Below are 16,302 nucleotides of genomic sequence, written 5' to 3' on the forward strand. Positions count from 1 at the left end.
ATCACTCGGCGGTCTCCGGCAGGCCCACCTTCGCCTTCGCCCAGGAACGGCCCCGGGTGTCCTTGAGGATGTCGTACTCCACGTCGACGTGCGGCTCGATCGCGCTGTACTTGTCGTTGGGCGCGCCGATCACGAGCTGGAAGCCGAGCCCTCGCCAGGCGCCGATCGCCCGCTTGGTGAAGTGCGCGTCCGCCTTGATCAGTGCCTCGTCCATGAACACCGGCGCGTACCGCGGCCGCGGCGCTCCCGCGTCACCGAGCTGATAGCGCAGTGCCGCGCCCACGATGAACGCGACGAGCTCCTGCGACTCGCCTCCGGATTTCTCGCCGATGTGGTCGTAGAGCGCGACGTGCGCCCGCGTGGAGGCATGGATGCGCTCCGCGCTCACGCGCACGTGGTTGCGCACGTCGATGAGCTCGGCGAAGTCGGGGGCCGTGCGGCGCATCCGCGCGATGAGGCGACCCATCTTGCGGTAGACGGTCTCCCGTTCGGCATCCGTCGACGCGGCCTCGATGAGTCCGCGGACCTCTCGGAGCTCTCGGCGGAACCGCTTGCGGGCCTCCGTCTGGTTCTCGCGCGGGGTGATCTGCAGACGGTGGTCGTCGTCGTAGAAGGGCAGCTCCTCCATGATCCGGTTGATGGGGTCGATCCGGTCCTTGATCTCGCGCAGCGAGCGGCTGAGCGTCGAGTCGAGGCTCGTGAGGTCGTTCCCCGAGAGCTTGAGGAGGCTGTCGCGCCACTCGATCTCCAGCTCGTGGAGGCCGTTGGTCTGCAGCGCCTCGAGGATGCTCTCGAACTCCCCCACCGAGGCATCCGGATCCGGAAGGATCGTGAGGTTGTCCCAGCGCTCGAGGAATCCCGTCATGAGTCGGCGCATGCTCTCGCGCTGCACCTCATGCGCCTCGGCGGCCTCCCGGCGGTCCTCCAGCAGGCGCTGCGCGGCGGTCCGCAGGGCGGTGTCGAGGTGCGCGAGCCGCTGGGCCGCCGTCCGGTCGTCCCCGGCATCGGTGTCCAGGAAACGGCCGTCGAGGAAGGACGTGTGTCCCTCCGCCAGCACGACACCGGCCTCTGTGGCCGAGTCGATCACGCGCTGACAGGCGTCGACGTCGTCGGTCACCTGCCCCCAGCGCTCCTGCACCTGCGTGAGCTCGTTGTCCAGCCGTGCGGCCTCGTCGCGCAGGCGGCCGGCCCGCGACCGGAGGTCTTCGGCCTGCCGCTTGAGCTGCGCGATCTCCGGACTGGCGGTCGTGACCTCGGCTTCCACGGCGAGCCAGCGCTCGCGCTCCGCCTCCACCGCGGCGACGTCCACCCGCTCCCAGGTGAGGTCCTCGATCTTCGCGTAGGCCGTCGATTTCGCCTCGATGCGGTCGAGCGTCGCCTCGGCGTCGCGAGCAGCCGAGGCGGATTCCTCGTAGCGGTCGGCCAGCCGCTGCAGCTCCTCTTCGATCTCGCGGAGTCGACGGTCGTTGGTGAAGCCCAGGACGTTGGCGCGGCCCTGGCCGCCGTGGGCGCCCCGGCTCCCCTGCGAGATCTGACCGCTGATCGTGAGGGCCTTCTGGTGATCGCCGAGCTGCGACGAGGAGTCCACGCAGACGTAGCCGAAGCGGTCCTGCAGACGCTGCTGAAGCCAGCCTGCGAAGGGGGTCGGCAGGTGGTCGAGCCGGCCGGGAAGTGTCTTCGGGTCGGCGTTGCGGACCTCGGGGAGCCCGACGTGGACGCCCTCGTAGTTCAACCGCTCCGGGGTGCGGACCGTGTTGATCGCCGCGCGGAAGGCCGGCAGCTGCTCGGCGTCGATCAGCAGCGTCCGCGCGAAGCCCCCGAGAGCGAGGTTGAACGCCTCGCGCCACGGCTCGAACTCCGTCCGCAGCTCGATGAGCTCGCCCACGAACGGCAGATCGGATGGCGCGAGGCCGGCCGCCTCCGCGAGCAGGGCGCGGGATTCGTCGAGGTGGGCGGGGATGCTGCCGCGCGTGCGGCTCGTGCGCGCGCGCTCGTCGCGGAGACGCGCGATCTCCTTCTCGAGCGTCCGGCGCGCCGTCTCCGCGTCCGCGAAGGCGGCACGCGCGTCGCGGATGTCGCCCTTCGGCGCGGTGCCGCGGCCGCCGGAGACGAGCGCGTCGAACTGCGCGGCCGACTCCACCTGCACCCCGAGCTCACCGACGATCGCGTCGAACTTCGCCCGCTCCCGTCGCACCTCCTCCACGCGGCGCTCGGCGACGCGCAGCTCGCGCTGCGCCGTCTCCAGGCGGTCTCCACCGGACTGCCGGAGCACGTCGAGGAGCCCCTCGCGCTCGACGTCGGCCGCGTCGACGAGCGCACGCCTCTCGCGCACGGCGAGGCTCAGCGCACGGGTCTTCTCGCCCAGTTCGAGCTCGACCTCGCGGAGCAGATCCAGACGCCGCTGCGCATTCCACAAGGCGGCGAGAGAGGACGGATCGGCGAACACCCCCACCTCGTCGATCACGCGCACGCGCTCGGCGGCCGCGGCGATGCGATCCTTGATCCCGCGGATCGGCTCGAGCGCACCCACCTGCTGCTTCGCGGTGAGCATCCGGGTCCGGGTGCTCTCCAGCTCGTCGAAGTGCGCCACGACGGCATCCGCGGTGGCCATGGTCTCGGGTTCCTCGAGCACGAGCTTCTTGTAGAGGTCGTCCACCGTGGTGATCTGCTGACCGGCCTGGATCCTCGCCAGCAGGCTCATCGCCTTCGCCCCGGACCCGGCGGCGCCGATGCCGAGCACGGCCTGCAGTCGTGCGGAGAACTCGCGGTCCGTCGCCAGCGTCTCCAGCCCTGCCGCGCGCACCGATGCGTCGGAGAGCCGCTGCGCCGCGGCCTGCTCCAGGCGGGTCAGCTCGAACGCCCCGTTGACGGTCGCCCGCACGCGGGTGGTGTCCTCCAGGGTGCGGGCATCCGCCGGGATGTACCACGCGCGCACGGCGGTGAACCGCGACCCGTCATGGTCGAGCCAGGTCGTCGCGATCGCACTCCACGTGTCCTCGCCGTCGCCGCGGAGGACACGGAGCTTCGTGCCGTCCTCGGTGCGCGACTCATCGATCTTCCCGCGCCCGTAGGAGAGGATGTTCCGCTGCTCGTCGCCGCGCGGACGACCGGTCACCCCGCCGTTCGAGGCGCCGTTGAACGGCGTGGTGTGGGGCATCATCAGGGCGATGTACGCGTCCATCAGCGTCGACTTCCCGGAACCCGAGCCGCCGCAGAGCAGGGTCGCGTTCGGCGAGAAGCGCACGCGATGCGGGCCGCCGTCGTAGCCGCCCCAGTTGATCAGCTGCAGCTCCTCCGCGACCCACTGCTGTCCCCGTGAGCCCGAGGGGATGAGCCCGAAGAGCGTGTCGACCATGGTCATCGTTCCACCACTTCCTGCGAACGCAGCCAATCGCGCAGCTCCTTGAGCGTCTCCGCGCTGAGGACGACCTCGACGAGCGCGCTGATCCGGTAGCGGCCGCTGGTCTCCTCCTGGATGATGCCCTCCCGATCGAGACGGTCCATCGCGTTGCGGATCGCCTTCTGCTGGCGGGCGGTGCCCCCGTCGACGTCGGTGAAGTAGCTCAGCACCGTCTGCTCGAGGTCTTCGATGTCGATCCGGACGGATGCCTCGCCGGCGGCCGACTCGCGCTGGTAGACCGTGCGCAGGTGCACGAGCACCAGCGTCTCGGCGCGCGTGTAGGGCGCGTCCTTGAGCAGCACCGGCATGTCGATCTCGTCGGAGCGCAGCTGCTGCTTGTAGGCGAACCCCCGGCCGTGATCGACGACCAGGCGCAGGTAGAGGTCGTTCAGCCGCGACTCGATCACCTGCTGGTGGTCGAGCAGGAGCTTCCACTCCCGACGGTTGCGCTCCGCCGAGAGGAACCGTCGCTGGAGGATGTGCACGAGCACCCGTCGGATCTCGGGGTCGAGCGTCCCCCGATCACCGGCGAAGTGCTCCTCGCCGTCGTCTTCCATGGGGACCGGCGCGATGAACGGGTCATCGACGGGCGCATCGGTCGCGATGCTCGCGTCAGACATGTGCTTCTTCCTTCGTGTTGCGTGCCGTCACGGCCCCGAACGCGAACCGTCGCGTGGAGCCGTCGGGACGACGCGCCTCGACCACCGACACGTCCTCGCTCTCGGTCATCCCGTTGCGGTGGGCGATCTCGAGCAGGCCGAGGAGGTCGACGGGGCGACGGGTGTCGTCCGCGGCTTCCGTGAACGCCTCCGCGAGGTCGAACTCCCGACCGAGCCCGGCGACGTACTCCTCGAGCTCGGCGTAGCGCGGGCCGCCCCACGCGCGCGTGTCGATGTCGAGGAACTCGACGTCGGCGGCGTCGGTGAGAGGGGCGGGGACGGCGGGCGGGCGGATGCTGCTCACCGTCTGTCGGAGGTGGCCCAGGTCGACGAGCGGGAGGCTGCGCACGGGGGCGTCACTCGCTCGCGTGCCGTCCCAGACATGGAGCGCCGCGATGACGTCGCGCAGCAGATCGTCGATCTGGCGGTCCCGCAGCGGATCGTGCGTCTTCACCTGTCCGGTGATCACGTGCGATGCCCGCCGCTGGGCGGCCAGCACCTCCTCGACGCCGAGTTCCACGCGACGCCCGATGGCGTCGAGCTCGGCGCGCTGGGTGTCGTCGAGCATGCGGGCGAACGGCTGCCGGAGAAGCCCGTGCAGCTGTTCGGCCAGCGCGTCGATCCGCTCCGGGTCACCGATGAGCCGGAGGGCGCCCGCGAACGCGCGCCCCTCCGGAGTGGCGTTCATGACGTCCTGCGCGCGCTGCAGATACTCGCGGAGCACCTCGCCGGTCGGGCGCTCGTCACGCCGCAGATGGGCGACGACATCCCGCTGCATCAGCTTGAACGACTCGGCGACGCGCGTGAAGTCCGCGGGGAGCTCCCGCGCGAGGTGCAGGACGTTCTCCGCCTCCTCGAAGAGCTCTTCGTCGTCGAGCGGATCCGCCCGCCCGGATTCCTCGATCCGGTGGATCTCGGCGTCGAGCGCGGCGCGCTCTTCGCGCAGACGGGCGAGTCGGCGGACGGGGTCGGCCTCGGCGCTGTCCGCCAGGTGCTCGACGGCTTCGAGCAGGGTGCGCACCCGGGAGTTGGACACCCGCGTCCTCCCCCCGCCCGTGCGTCCGGCGATCTCCAGTGCCTCGACCGCGTGCGCGGACAGACGGTACACCTCGACGTCCTCGTCGATCTGCTGCACCAGCCAGCCCAGCCGCACCCAGTTCCTGGCGACGTCGCGGCCCGTTCCCGCCGGCACCCGACGCTCGTCCTCCTCGTCGCCCGCACCGCGCAGCTCATCGAGGATCTCGGTGAGCTCGGCCTGCGCGTCCGCGATCGGGATGGAGGCCCGGTCGGCGGTGAACAGGAGCGAGAGCGCCGCGACCACGAAGGGGGCGAACCGCCCGTGGAGCAGATCCAGGGTCGGTGTGCTGAATGCGGTGACAGCGCGGGAGAATGCCGCTTCTGCTCGTGTTCCTGTCACGTATTCACATTACTCGGGACCCCCGAGGTCCTTCGACGGGACGCGCGCCGACGACGATCCGGGTGTCGCGCAACGCCGCCGAATGCTACCGCTCGAACTCGGTCCGCGTGAGGGAGGTGCTCTCGCGCGATGCCGGGATCAGGAACGTCACGGTGTCGGGCAGGTAGCGGTCCTCGCCGTACTCGATCGGCTCTCCCGCGGGAGTGTGGCTGACCCGACGCACCCGCAGCAGCGGGCTCGCTCGGCGGACGCCCAGGAGCTCGGCGTCGGAGCTGGAGACCGGGACGGCGTCGATCGCGTGCTCAGCGAACGCGGTGACGACTCCGTGCTCACGGCTCAGCGTCTCGACCACGGAGGCCTCGTCGTCCGCGATCGCGGCCACCCGATCGGCGATCCAGTCCGGGTAGCAGGTGCGCTCCAGCATCACATCGCGCCCGTCGATGCTGCGGGTCCGGGTCACGCGGAGGACCCGCGTCCGGGGGCTCACCCACAGGCGCCGCGCCTCGGCCCCGGTCGCCTCCCCGAACTCCTTGCGGCGGACCCGCCCGCCCGGCGTCATGCCCTTGGAACGCGCCCACTGCGCGAAGGATCGCAGCTCCTCGAACGACTGGCTCTGACGCCCCGAGCGGACGATCCAGCCCGATCCCTGCACCGGGGACACGAGACCTCGATCCTCGAGTCCGGCGAGGGCGCGCCGCACGGTGCCGCGGGTCGTGCCGTAGTGCAGAGCCAGCTTCGTCTCGGAGGGCAGGGTCGTGCCGGCGGCGAACTCCCCGTCGATGATCCTGGTCATCAGATGGCTCATGATCTCGCGGTGCGAGCGCGCGGTATCCGGGGGCACCGGCTCAGCCTATGTCCGCCGAGAAGCGCGCGATCGCGCGAAGCGGACAGCCGTTCACAGTTGTCCCCCGGATCGTGCGGAGGGGCGCCGATCGTTCAACCGTCGTTCATCTGCGCGCCGCCCCCTGCACACCGTCGAGCGGGGTAATCGTCCGGTGACCCCGTCGACCCCCTCCGCCCACGACCGCCGCTCCGGCTGGCCGTCCGCCGTGCTCTTCGACCTCGACGGCACCCTCGTCGACAGCGAGAGGCTGTGGCTCGACGCGATCCGCTCCCGCCTCGAGAGCATCGGCGCACCGGCGTCGTCGGAGGTCCTCGCCGGGTTCGAGGGACTCGCGACCATCGACGCCGCCCGCGCCCTGAGCCGGGTCGTCGGACTCTCCGCGCACGAGAGCCTCGTCGCCGCAGAGCTCGAGGACCTGACGATCGGCGCCTTCGCCGGGCGTCTGCCGTGGATCCCCGGCGCCGAGGAGGCGCTCGGCCGTCTGCGCCGCGAGGGGATGCCGCTCGCCCTCGTCACGAGCTCGACCCGCCGGTGGGTCGACGCGGTCGGTGAGAGCGTGCACCTGGGTGCGTTCGACGCCGTCGTCACCGCCGACGACGTGCAGCAGACGAAGCCGCATCCGGAGCCGTATCTGCGCGCCGCGGCCCTGCTCGGCGTCGACCCGGCAGCGTGCCTGGTCTTCGAGGATTCCGCGGTCGGCGTCCGGGCGGCGACCGCAGCCGGGTGCCGGGTCGTGCAGGTCCGGTCCGACGACCACGATGCGAGTCGCCCGACGGCCCGCATCCCCGACCTCCGCGCCGTGACCGGGCCGTGGGTCGCCTCCCTGCGCGCCGACGCACCCGCGCTCCCCTGACGTCCCCCTCCGCTCCATCCCGTCCGAAGACAGACACCACCCCACGTGAGGAAACCATGCCGACCCCTGACCTCCCACTGAGCACGCGCACGCGCTCCGAGGCGACCCTGCACCGCACACGGCGCGGAGGGGCACTCGCGGCCGCCACCGTGCTCGCGCTGCTCCTGCCCGCCGTCCCCGCCGCAGCGAGCACTCCGGCTGCCACTCCGGCCGCGCAGCCCATGACCCAGCAGCGCATCGATGCCGCGAACGACGCGTACAACGACGTGGACGCGACGCTCGAGTTCCTCACGATGTCCGACACCGAGCTGAGCGGCTCCGCCACCGCGGACAAGACCGCCGAGCAGGTCGCGTACGAGGGCGCGAAGCCGCACTTCGAGGCGATCCGCGCATGGGCCGACGCGAAGGGGTTCGACCCGCGCGTCGTCGTCGACAACGGCGATGTGGTGGGCGCGAACGACCCCGAGTACGCCGCCCACCAGGCGGGCGACAGCGAGAAGGTCGCCGGCTGGTACCGCGCCGTCGAGCGGGTCATGCGCGAGACCTTCCCCGAGTCCCAGGTGCTGCTCACGCAGGGCAACCACGACATCGCGGACCTGATGGGCACGACCTTCGAGGCAGCGCGGGAGGACGCCCCCGCCGACGCACCGGAGTGGTTCTACCCGAACGCGGGCACCGACTACGTCAGCAACTTCCACACGACGGTCGACGGCATCGACTTCATCGGGCTCGACTACAACGGCACGAACACGTTCGGCTACACCGGACAGCGCTCCGGCTATCAGGCCTACCTCACCCGGACGCTCCAGGAGATCGCCGCCCAGCCCGACTACGACCCCGGCAAGCCGATCTTCGTCTCGATCCACAGCGGCTACGCCGGCACCTCGCTGGGCGGCCCGTTCCACGCGGACTACGACATGGCCGGTCCCGACCTGCAGCGCATCCTCGCCGACTACCCGCAGGTGCTGCTCGGCTCCGCGCACACGCACTTCTCGTCGAACCCGGAGACGAGCATCTTCCAGAAGGACTTCACGGTCTACGAGAACGCCTCGATGAACTACATCTACCAGGACGTTCCCGGCGACTTCCTCGGCGGCGGCTACTTCGGCGGCAACCAGGGTGACGCCGCAGCCGGGGTGTCCCAGAAGAGCGCGAACTTCGTCTCGGTGCTCGACGACGGCACCACCGTGATCCGTCGCTTCGACGTCACGCACCAGCGCTGGATCGGCATGCCCTGGGTCGTCGACACGACCGCGGGCAAGAGCGGCTTCACGTACACCGCCGGTCAGCGCAGCACGGTCGCACCGTGGTGGGATGCCGCCGCGGTCACGGCGACCGATATCGCTGAGGAGTCGCTGACGCTGCACTTCGACCAGGCCGAGGACGACGAGCTCGTGAACTACTACGAGATCGAGATCCGCGACCAGGCCGGCAGGCCCGTCTCGTTCACCGCGAACCAGGTGCCCGACTTCGGGAACAACACGGCGAAGTCCTTCTCCGGCGCGTTCAAGGCCTATTCCCGGTTCTACATGACCCCGAACACGATGGGCTTCGACATCCGCGGCCTGAAGGCGGCCAAGAACTACACCGTCACGGTCACCGCCTACGACGACTTCCAGAACGCGTCCGAGCTACTCGTGGGCACGGTGCGCACCGCCGGCCGACTCGTCTTCCCCGACTTCCCCGCAGCGCCCGCCCCGGCCCCCGACGGCGAGTTCCTGCACCTCGCCTTCGAGGGCGACCTCAGCGACACCGGCACCCACGCCGACGGCGGCCCCGCCGCGAAGCCGGTCGGTGCGGTCAGCTACGTCGAGACCGACCGCGCCGGCGCCTCCGGCACAGCCGTGCGCATCGGCGCCGGCACCGGCAGCTACGTCGACCTCGGATCCCGCCCCGAGTTCGACCTCGGCACGGACAAGGACCTCACCATCGGCTTCTGGACGAAGGTCACCGGCGTCAACGGCTACGGCGCGATCATCAGCAACAAGAACTGGGCGAACTTCTACCGCTCCGGGATCAACCTCGCGCCGGAGGGCTCGAACACGGGCAAGCTCGAGTTCACCCTCGGCGACGGCACGAACGGCGTCTACGCGACCGGCGAGGTGAGCGACTATCGCGGATCCTGGCACCACATGACGGTCACGGTGGACCGCACGCGCAACGTCGCGAGCACCTACATGGACGGCGTGCTCGCGAAGGAGACGAGCATCGCGGGCATCGGGAGCATGACCAACGGCCTGAACATGCTCGTGGGCGTCGACGGGAGCAAGAGCTACGGGGTCGGCCTCGACATGGACGACCTGCGGATGTGGGACACGGCTCTGTCCGCGACCGAGGTCGCCGGCCTCTTCGCCGCCGATGATTCGACCAAGGAGACCGCCGCGCTCACCCAGGCCGTCGAGTACGCGACGGAGCTGATGGAGGCGAACGAGGTCGAGGCCGGAAACGGCCGGGTCTTCGATCAGGCACTCGGCGATGCGCTCGCCACGGCGGCGGCCGACAGCTCCGCGCTGCTCGCCGGGTCGGTCGCCACGGCCGATGCCGCAGCCGCCCGGGCCGTCGGCGGTGTGCCGTCGAAGGAGCAGCTGCGCACGAGCTTCGACGCGCTGAAGTCCGCCGTCGACGCCGTGGAGGCGCAGACGGTCCGCTTCGTGTATCGCACCGACGTCCGCGGCGGAACCGTCTCACCGGCCGAGGGTGTGGCGGACCGCGGCGGCGAGGTGCGCCTGGCGTTGCGCCCGGCCGCGGGGTTCCGGATGGAAGGCTCCACGGTCGCCGTCAGCGGTGTCGAGAATTACGCCATCGAGGGCTCGGAGCTGGTGCTCACCGGTGTCGCGAGCCGCGTGCTCGCCACGGTCGACTTCGCCGTGGTCGACGACGGTGGCCCTGGTGAGGGCCCGGGTGAAGGTCCGGGCGAGGGCCCTGGCGAGGACGGCGACGGAGACGGCGACTCCGGGAACGGCGGCACCGGCGTGAAGCCCGGGACCGACGGCTCGTCCGATCCGCTCGCCACGACCGGCGCGGATGGCGCGATGGGCTGGGTGTGGACAGGACTGGCCGCCACGCTGCTGGCCGCCGGCATCTGGCTGCTCCGCCTGCGCCGCAAGGCCTAGCCGCGTTCGAACCGGCCCCCTGCATCCGTTCTCGTCCTCGGACGATCGGCTGCAGGGGGCCGCGTCGTCGCCGGCGCAGCCGGAGCGCCTCCCCGCCGCGGGCCGTGTCCTCGCCGGACGCCGGGTCCGCGCCCCGGGTCAGCGGTCGTCGGACAGGCCGAGCGCGGCCAGGGCGTCCCGAGCCTGCGCACCGGCGGTCGCACGATCCGGTGCCGGACGGAGTCCCAGCAGGCGCTGCCGGTGCGGCTCTCCGAGGAGCAGCGCGAAGAGCTCTTCCGCGCGATCCGCCTCCTCGCCCGGCAGCAGCGCCTGCAGCCGCGCGATGTACCCGCGCGGTCCTTCCTCGTAGAACCGCCGAGCGAGTTCGGGGAATCGTCGCGCCTCGCCGATCATCAGGCTGTGCAGGCCGACCGCCTCGTCGGACTGCAGCATGAAGGCGATGTCCTCGGCGAGCCGGGCGAGACCGTCGTCCGGCTCCGCCCGCCGGAGCGTCCGCTCGCGGAGGCGCTCGACGGCGGCGAGGAAGATCTCGGTGCGGTCGCCGATGTAGGCGTAGATGGTCCGTTTCGTGACGTGCGCCTCGGCGACGATGTCATCGAGCGTGACCTGCTCGAACCCGCCCCGGATGAAGAGGCGGACCGCGGCGTCGAGGATGTCGTCACGGCGCTGCGCGCGCTCGTCCGCGGTCGGCCGACCCCGCTTCCGTCGTGGCGGGTCGCTCTCGTTCTCCGGCATCAGATCCCCTTCGTGCACAGGACAACTATGATCGATTCTAGAATGAAACGGAATTGGTTTCATTAATCGAGACACTCACACCGATGCCTCGAAGGCGAGAAGGAGAACCCTCATGCCCCCATCCCGCACCACCCGGCCCCCGAAGGCTCAGGTCTCACGTCCGGTGCACACCGCTCCGTCCGACGATCAGCTGCGCGCCCTCCATCGTCAGATGGTCCTGATCCGCCGCTTCGAGGAACGTGCCGCGCGCGCGTACGCCGAGGCCAAGGTCGGCGGGTACTGTCACCTCAACCTCGGCGAAGAAGCCACCGTCGTGGGGCTGATGGCCGCGCTCGAGGGGAGCGACTACGTCTATGCCAACTACCGGGAGCACGGCTACGCGCTCGCCCGAGGGATATCGCCGGAGCGGGCCATGGCCGAGCTCTACGGACGGACCGACGGCGTCTCACACGGCTGGGGCGGCTCCATGCACATGTTCGATCTCGAATCCCGATTCATGGGAGGCTACGGAATCGTCGGCGGACAGGTCCCGCTGGCCACGGGCACCGCGCTCGCGATCGACTATCGCGGCGGGACCGAGGCCGTCATGTGCCTGATGGGCGATGGGACCACGAACATCGGAGCCTTCCACGAGTCGCTCAACATCGCTGCGCTCTGGGGGCTGCCGATCGTCTACGTCGTGAACAACAACGGACTCGGGATGGGGACGACGGTCGAGCAGTCGTCGGCAGAACCGGAGCTGCACAAGCGGGCCTCCTCCTATCGCATGCCCTCCGCGCGGGTCGACGGCGGTGATCCGGTCGCCGTGCTCGAGGCCGCGCGCGTCGCCCTCGCCAGCGCCAGGGCGGGCCGCCCGTACCTGCTCGAGACGATGACCGGTCGGATGAAGGGACACTCCGTCGTCGATCCGGCCCGTTACCGCTCCCCCGAGGAGGCGGCCGCGGCGAGAGCCGCCGATCCGGTCGCACGTTTCGCCGCGGACCTGCGTGAACGGGGCGTCCTCGGACAGGACGAGATCGAGCGGGTCGATGCCGAGGTCACCGCAGAAGTCACCGCGGCGGCCGCGTTCGCCGATGCGAGCCCCGAGCCCGACGTCTCGACGCTCTTCGACTACACCTACGCCACGCCCGTGCCGAACGACTCCCGACGGCTCCCCGGCGAGGCGCTCTTCCCCGCTCCCCCGCGACCGCACGCGCTCCTCTCCGCAGGGGGTGTCCGTTGAGCATCATCAGCTACCGCCAGGCTCTGCACGACGCCCTCCGTCTCGAGATGCTGCGAGACGACGACGTGTTCCTCATCGGCGAGGAGATCGGACTCTTCGAAGGGTCGTACAAGATCACCGCCGGTCTGCTGGACGAGTTCGGGCCGAAGCGCGTCCGGGACACCCCCATCGCGGAAGAGGGCTTCACCGGCGCAGCGATCGGGGCGGCGATGGTGGGACTGCGCCCCGTGGTCGAGATCATGACGATCAACTTCTCGCTGCTCGCGCTCGACCAGATCGTGAACCATGCGGCGAAGATCTACGGGATGTTCGGCGGCCAGGCCCATGTGCCCCTCGTCATCCGCACGCCCGGGGGCGGCGGGCAGCAGCTCGGCGCCACCCATTCGCAGAACATCGAGCTGTACTACGCGTTCGTGCCCGGCATGAAGGTCGTCGCCCCGGCTACTCCCGCCGACGCGAAGGCGTTGATGATCGCGGCGATCCGCGACGAGGACCCCGTCCTCGTCCTCGAGAACCTCTCGCTGTACAACACGACCGGCGAAGTGCCCGACGACCTGGAGCCGGCGGAGATCGGGCGCGCGTCGGTCATGCGCGAAGGCAGCGACATCACCGTGGTCGCCTACTCGCGGATGGCTCTCGTCGCCCTCGAGGCCGCCGAGCGCCTGGCCGCCGACGGCATCGACATCGAGGTCATCGACCTGCGGAGCCTGCGACCGCTCGACCGGGAGACCATCGTCGCCTCCGTCCGCAAGACGAACTGCGCCGTGACCCTCGAAGACGACTGGCTCACCTACGGCATCGGCGCGGAGATCGCCGCGACCATCAGCGACGGCGCCTTCGACTGGCTGGACGCCCCCGTCCGCCGGGTCGCCATGGCCGAGGTGCCGATGCCGTACGCCAAGTCGCTGGAAACCGCAGCGCTGCCCTCCGTGGAGGACGCCGTCACCGCCATCCGTGAAACGCTCGACGCCGTCGCCCGGCGCCGATGAGAACGAAGAAGACACCATGATCGACATCCTCATGCCCCGCCTCTCCGACACGATGACCGAGGGGGCCATCGCCGCCTGGCACAAGAAACCGGGCGACGACGTCGCCGCGGGCGACCTCCTGCTCGAGGTCGAGACCGACAAGGCCCTCATGGAACAGGAGGCGTACGACTCCGGTGTGCTGGTGGAGATCCTCGTCCCCGAGGGCGAGAACGTCGCCATCGGCACCCCGATCGCCAGGCTCGACGACGGCAGCGGCTCCCCCGCGCCCTCGGCGGGACCCGCCGCGGGCGTGCAGGAGCGTCCGTCAGCAGCCCCCGACCCTGAACCGACGACCGCCGCACAGGTGGCGCCGACAGCGTCGAGCAGCCTCGGGATGACCACCGGACGCGTGGCAGCGACCCCTCTCGTCCGCCGCATCGCCCGGGAGCAGGGGATCGACCTAGCTGCGGTGTCGGGCACGGGGCCCGGAGGACGCATCGTCCGAGCCGACCTCGACGAGCTCCGCGCCGCGCCCGCTCCGGCGGCCGAAGACCTCGCCGCGGACACGATCCCGTTCGACGCGACCCGCAGGACCATCGCTGCGCGGATGTCGGAGACCACGTCGATCCCGACGTTCACCGTGACGTCCTCCGCACGGGTCGACGAGTTCCTCGCACTGCGGGCGCGGATCAACGAGAGCACGGGGACTCCGGCTCGCGTCAGTGTCAACGACCTCGTGGTCAAGGCGGTGGCCCTGGCCCTGCGGGCTCACCCGGAGATCAATGCGTCATACTTCCCCGCCGGCGGCGGCGCCACCCTCCTTCACCGTGACGTGCATGTCGGCGTCGCGATGGCCGCCCCCGCAGGACTCGTCGTCCCCGTGGTCCGTTCGGCGGATGCCGCGACGATCACGAGCATCGCCGGCCGCACGCGCGATCTCGCCGAGCGGGCCGCCGAGCGCCGACTCACCGCGGCAGAGCTCGCCGGCGGCACCTTCACCGTCAGCAACCTCGGCATGTTCGGCGTCGACCGGTTCACGGCGATCATCAACCCGCCGCAGGGCGCCATCCTCGCGGTCGGCGGAATCCGTGAGGAGCTGACGCTCGTCGACGACCGGGTGATCGTCCACCGGCGGATCGGCTACACGCTCACCGCCGATCACCGCATCATCGACGGCGCCCTCGGAGCACGGTTCCTGGCGACTCTCACCCATCTGCTCGAAGAGCCGCTGCAGCTCCTGCTGTGAGCCGGGGTGCGGGGGCCCCGGGTTCCCGCACCCGCTCATCGCGGGAGAACACTCATCGGCGTGTGCCGTCGCCGCATCTCCCCACGGGGCCACGTGCGGCCACGAGCCACCCGCCCCGCGTGATCCGGAAACGACGAAACCCCCGCCTGAGCGGGGGTTTTCGTTCTGCTGGGGTACCTGGACTCGAACCAAGAATAACGGAACCAGAAACCGTCGTGTTGCCAATTACACCATACCCCAAGGGCGAAACCGGAGCCTCGCACCGAGAATCAAGCCTACCCGAGCGGCGGCGGAACACCAAAACCGGTGCCGTACGCCGCCGCCCGGGCGCGTCGCGTCTCAGCTCGCGAGGAACGCGGAGAGGGAGCGCAGACGACGCAGGGACTCTTCCTTGCCCAGGAGCTCCATCGACTCGAACAGCGGCGGCGAGATCCGGCGGCCGGTGATGGCAACGCGGGGCGGACCGTAGGCGACGCGCGGCTTGAGCTCGAGCTTCTCGACCAGTTCCCCGGCGAGAGCCTCCTGGATCTTCTCCGGCGTGAACTCCTCCAGCGGCTCGAGAGCCACGACGCACGCGTCCAGGACCTCGGCGGCGTTGGCCGGGAGCCCCTTGAGCGCGTCCTCGGCGTAGGAGACGTCGTCCGTGAACAGGAAGCCGACCATGCCGGGGACCTCGCCCAGCAGCTGCACGCGCTCCTGCACGAGGGGTGCGACGCGGAACGCCATCACCAGCTGCTCATGCGTGGGCTCGTCGAACAGACCGGCGGCGGCGAGATACGGGATCGTGCGCTCGGCGAAGTCCTTCTCCCCCAGCATCCGGATGTGATCGCCGTTGATCGACTCGGCCTTCTTCTGATCGAAGCGCGCCGGGTTCGGGTTCACGTTCACGATGTCGAAGGCGGCGGTGAACTCGTCGAGCGAGAACACGTCGCGGTCCGGCCCGATCGACCAGCCGAGGAGGGCGAGGTAGTTCAGCAGACCCTCGTGGATGAAGCCCCGATCACGGTGCAGGAACAGGTCGGCCTGCGGGTCGCGCTTGGAGAGCTTCTTGTTGCCCGTCTCTCCCAGCACCAGCGGCATGTGCGCGAAGCGCGGGACGAACGTCGTGACACCCGCATCGATGAGCGCCGCGTACAGCGACAGCTGCCGAGCCGTCGACGGCATCAGGTCCTCGCCGCGCAGCACGTGCGTGATGCCCATGAGCGCATCGTCGACCGGGTTCACGAACGTGTAGAGCGGGACGCCGTTCGGCCGCACCACGACGAAGTCGGGGAACGAGCCGGCGGGGAAGGTGACCTCGCCGCGGATGAGGTCGACGTAGGTGACGTCTTCGTCCGGCACGCGCAGGCGAAGCGCGGGCTGACGGCCCTCGGCGCGGAACGCCGCCTTCTGCTCGTCCGTGAGGTCGCGGTCGAAGTTGTCGTAGCCGAGCTGCTTGGCGCGGCCCGCGGCCTCGTTGCGGGCGTCGATCTCCTCGGCCGTCGAGTAGCTCTCGTACAGGGCGCCGGTGGCGATGAGCTTGTCGATCACGCCGCGGTAGATGTCATGACGCTCCGACTGGCGGTACGGCGCGTGCGGCCCGCCGACCTCGACGCCCTCGTCCCAGTCGATCTCGAGCCAGGTGAGCGCGTCGACGAGCTGACGGAAGCTCTCCTCGCTGTCACGGGCGGCATCGGTGTCCTCGATGCGGAACACCATCTTCCCGCCGTTGTGGCGGGCGTAGGCCCAGTTGTAGAGCGCGGTGCGGACCATGCCGACGTGCGGCAGTCCGGTCGGCGAGGGGCAGAAGCGGACGCGGACGTCGGCACCACTGACAGTCGTGGTGAGGGGGTGAGGGGTAGCCAT

Annotated in this window: 11 protein-coding genes and 1 tRNA gene; 5 read left to right on the forward strand and 7 right to left on the reverse strand. The window is 70.4% G+C overall.

Annotation, left to right across the window (positions count from 1 at the left end; translation table 11 throughout):
• Position 1: 1 nt before the first annotated feature.
• The 4 genes from AC07VM_RS16685 to AC07VM_RS16700 form a co-directional block, all read right to left on the reverse strand.
• Positions 2-3,361 carry an ATP-binding protein gene (locus AC07VM_RS16685; protein ID WP_494912317.1) on the reverse strand — a complete coding sequence of 1,120 codons (3,360 nt, stop codon included), beginning with the start codon at positions 3,359-3,361 and terminating at the stop codon, positions 2-4.
• Entirely contained in the window at positions 3,358-4,020 is a 663-nt protein-coding gene (locus tag AC07VM_RS16690) for a DUF4194 domain-containing protein (protein ID WP_494912318.1), read from the reverse strand. Before AC07VM_RS16690 ends, AC07VM_RS16685 begins: the two co-directional genes overlap by 4 nt.
• The gene (locus AC07VM_RS16695) at positions 4,013-5,476 is read right to left on the reverse strand and encodes a DUF3375 domain-containing protein (protein WP_494912320.1); all 1,464 of its coding nucleotides are present in this window, start codon (positions 5,474-5,476) and stop codon (positions 4,013-4,015) included. The genes AC07VM_RS16690 and AC07VM_RS16695 overlap by 8 nt, the downstream gene beginning before the upstream one ends.
• A gap of 85 nt (positions 5,477-5,561) precedes the next feature.
• Positions 5,562-6,317, reverse strand: coding sequence for a GntR family transcriptional regulator (locus AC07VM_RS16700; RefSeq protein WP_494912321.1), 756 nt, complete (start codon positions 6,315-6,317; stop codon positions 5,562-5,564).
• A gap of 154 nt (positions 6,318-6,471) precedes the next feature.
• Here AC07VM_RS16700 and AC07VM_RS16705 point away from each other — a divergent pair, with 154 nt between their 5' ends.
• Both AC07VM_RS16705 and AC07VM_RS16710 read left to right on the forward strand, forming a co-directional pair.
• Positions 6,472-7,173: an HAD family hydrolase gene (locus AC07VM_RS16705; protein ID WP_267418298.1), complete on the forward strand. Its 702-nt coding sequence runs from the start codon at positions 6,472-6,474 to the stop codon at positions 7,171-7,173.
• A 56-nt stretch (positions 7,174-7,229) separates the two neighbouring features.
• Positions 7,230-10,286, forward strand: a complete 3,057-nt coding sequence (locus tag AC07VM_RS16710) for a LamG-like jellyroll fold domain-containing protein (RefSeq protein WP_494912323.1) — start codon at positions 7,230-7,232, stop codon at positions 10,284-10,286.
• 138 nt (positions 10,287-10,424) lie between these two features.
• On the opposite strand, the gene AC07VM_RS16715 is transcribed toward AC07VM_RS16710, so the two are convergent.
• The gene (locus AC07VM_RS16715) at positions 10,425-11,021 is read right to left on the reverse strand and encodes a TetR/AcrR family transcriptional regulator (protein ID WP_494912324.1); all 597 of its coding nucleotides are present in this window, start codon (positions 11,019-11,021) and stop codon (positions 10,425-10,427) included.
• A 112-nt stretch (positions 11,022-11,133) separates the two neighbouring features.
• Here AC07VM_RS16715 and pdhA point away from each other — a divergent pair, with 112 nt between their 5' ends.
• From pdhA to AC07VM_RS16730, 3 genes are read left to right on the forward strand one after another with little or no spacing between them, the layout of a single operon-like run.
• Positions 11,134-12,243, forward strand: a complete 1,110-nt coding sequence (gene pdhA / locus AC07VM_RS16720) for a pyruvate dehydrogenase (acetyl-transferring) E1 component subunit alpha (protein ID WP_494912325.1) — start codon at positions 11,134-11,136, stop codon at positions 12,241-12,243.
• Complete coding sequence (locus AC07VM_RS16725) at positions 12,240-13,232, forward strand: alpha-ketoacid dehydrogenase subunit beta (protein ID WP_494912326.1); 993 nt, start codon at positions 12,240-12,242, stop codon at positions 13,230-13,232. Before pdhA ends, AC07VM_RS16725 begins: the two co-directional genes overlap by 4 nt.
• Before the next feature lie 16 nt (positions 13,233-13,248).
• Positions 13,249-14,457: a dihydrolipoamide acetyltransferase family protein gene (locus AC07VM_RS16730; RefSeq protein ID WP_494912327.1), complete on the forward strand. Its 1,209-nt coding sequence runs from the start codon at positions 13,249-13,251 to the stop codon at positions 14,455-14,457.
• Positions 14,458-14,625: 168 nt separating this feature from the next.
• Here the strand turns inward: AC07VM_RS16730 and AC07VM_RS16735 are convergent.
• A tRNA-Gln gene (locus AC07VM_RS16735) sits at positions 14,626-14,697 on the reverse strand.
• A gap of 99 nt (positions 14,698-14,796) precedes the next feature.
• Complete coding sequence (gene gltX, locus AC07VM_RS16740; RefSeq protein WP_267418292.1) at positions 14,797-16,302, reverse strand: glutamate--tRNA ligase; 1,506 nt, start codon at positions 16,300-16,302, stop codon at positions 14,797-14,799.

The sequence above is a fragment of the Microbacterium sp. GW821-FHT01D02 genome (genome assembly GCF_059422585.1).

Excerpts from the sequence above, each read along its gene's own strand:
- AC07VM_RS16730 (WP_494912327.1), top strand. The coding sequence starts at position 13,249 with ATGATCGACATCCTCATGCCCCGCCTCTCCGACACGATGACCGAGGGG.
- AC07VM_RS16685 (WP_494912317.1), bottom strand. The coding sequence starts at position 3,361 with ATGACCATGGTCGACACGCTCTTCGGGCTCATCCCCTCGGGCTCACGG.
- gltX (WP_267418292.1), bottom strand. The coding sequence starts at position 16,302 with ATGGCTACCCCTCACCCCCTCACCACGACTGTCAGTGGTGCCGACGTC.
- AC07VM_RS16710 (WP_494912323.1), top strand. The coding sequence starts at position 7,230 with ATGCCGACCCCTGACCTCCCACTGAGCACGCGCACGCGCTCCGAGGCG.
- pdhA (WP_494912325.1), top strand. The coding sequence starts at position 11,134 with ATGCCCCCATCCCGCACCACCCGGCCCCCGAAGGCTCAGGTCTCACGT.
- AC07VM_RS16690 (WP_494912318.1), bottom strand. The coding sequence starts at position 4,020 with ATGTCTGACGCGAGCATCGCGACCGATGCGCCCGTCGATGACCCGTTC.
- AC07VM_RS16715 (WP_494912324.1), bottom strand. The coding sequence starts at position 11,021 with ATGCCGGAGAACGAGAGCGACCCGCCACGACGGAAGCGGGGTCGGCCG.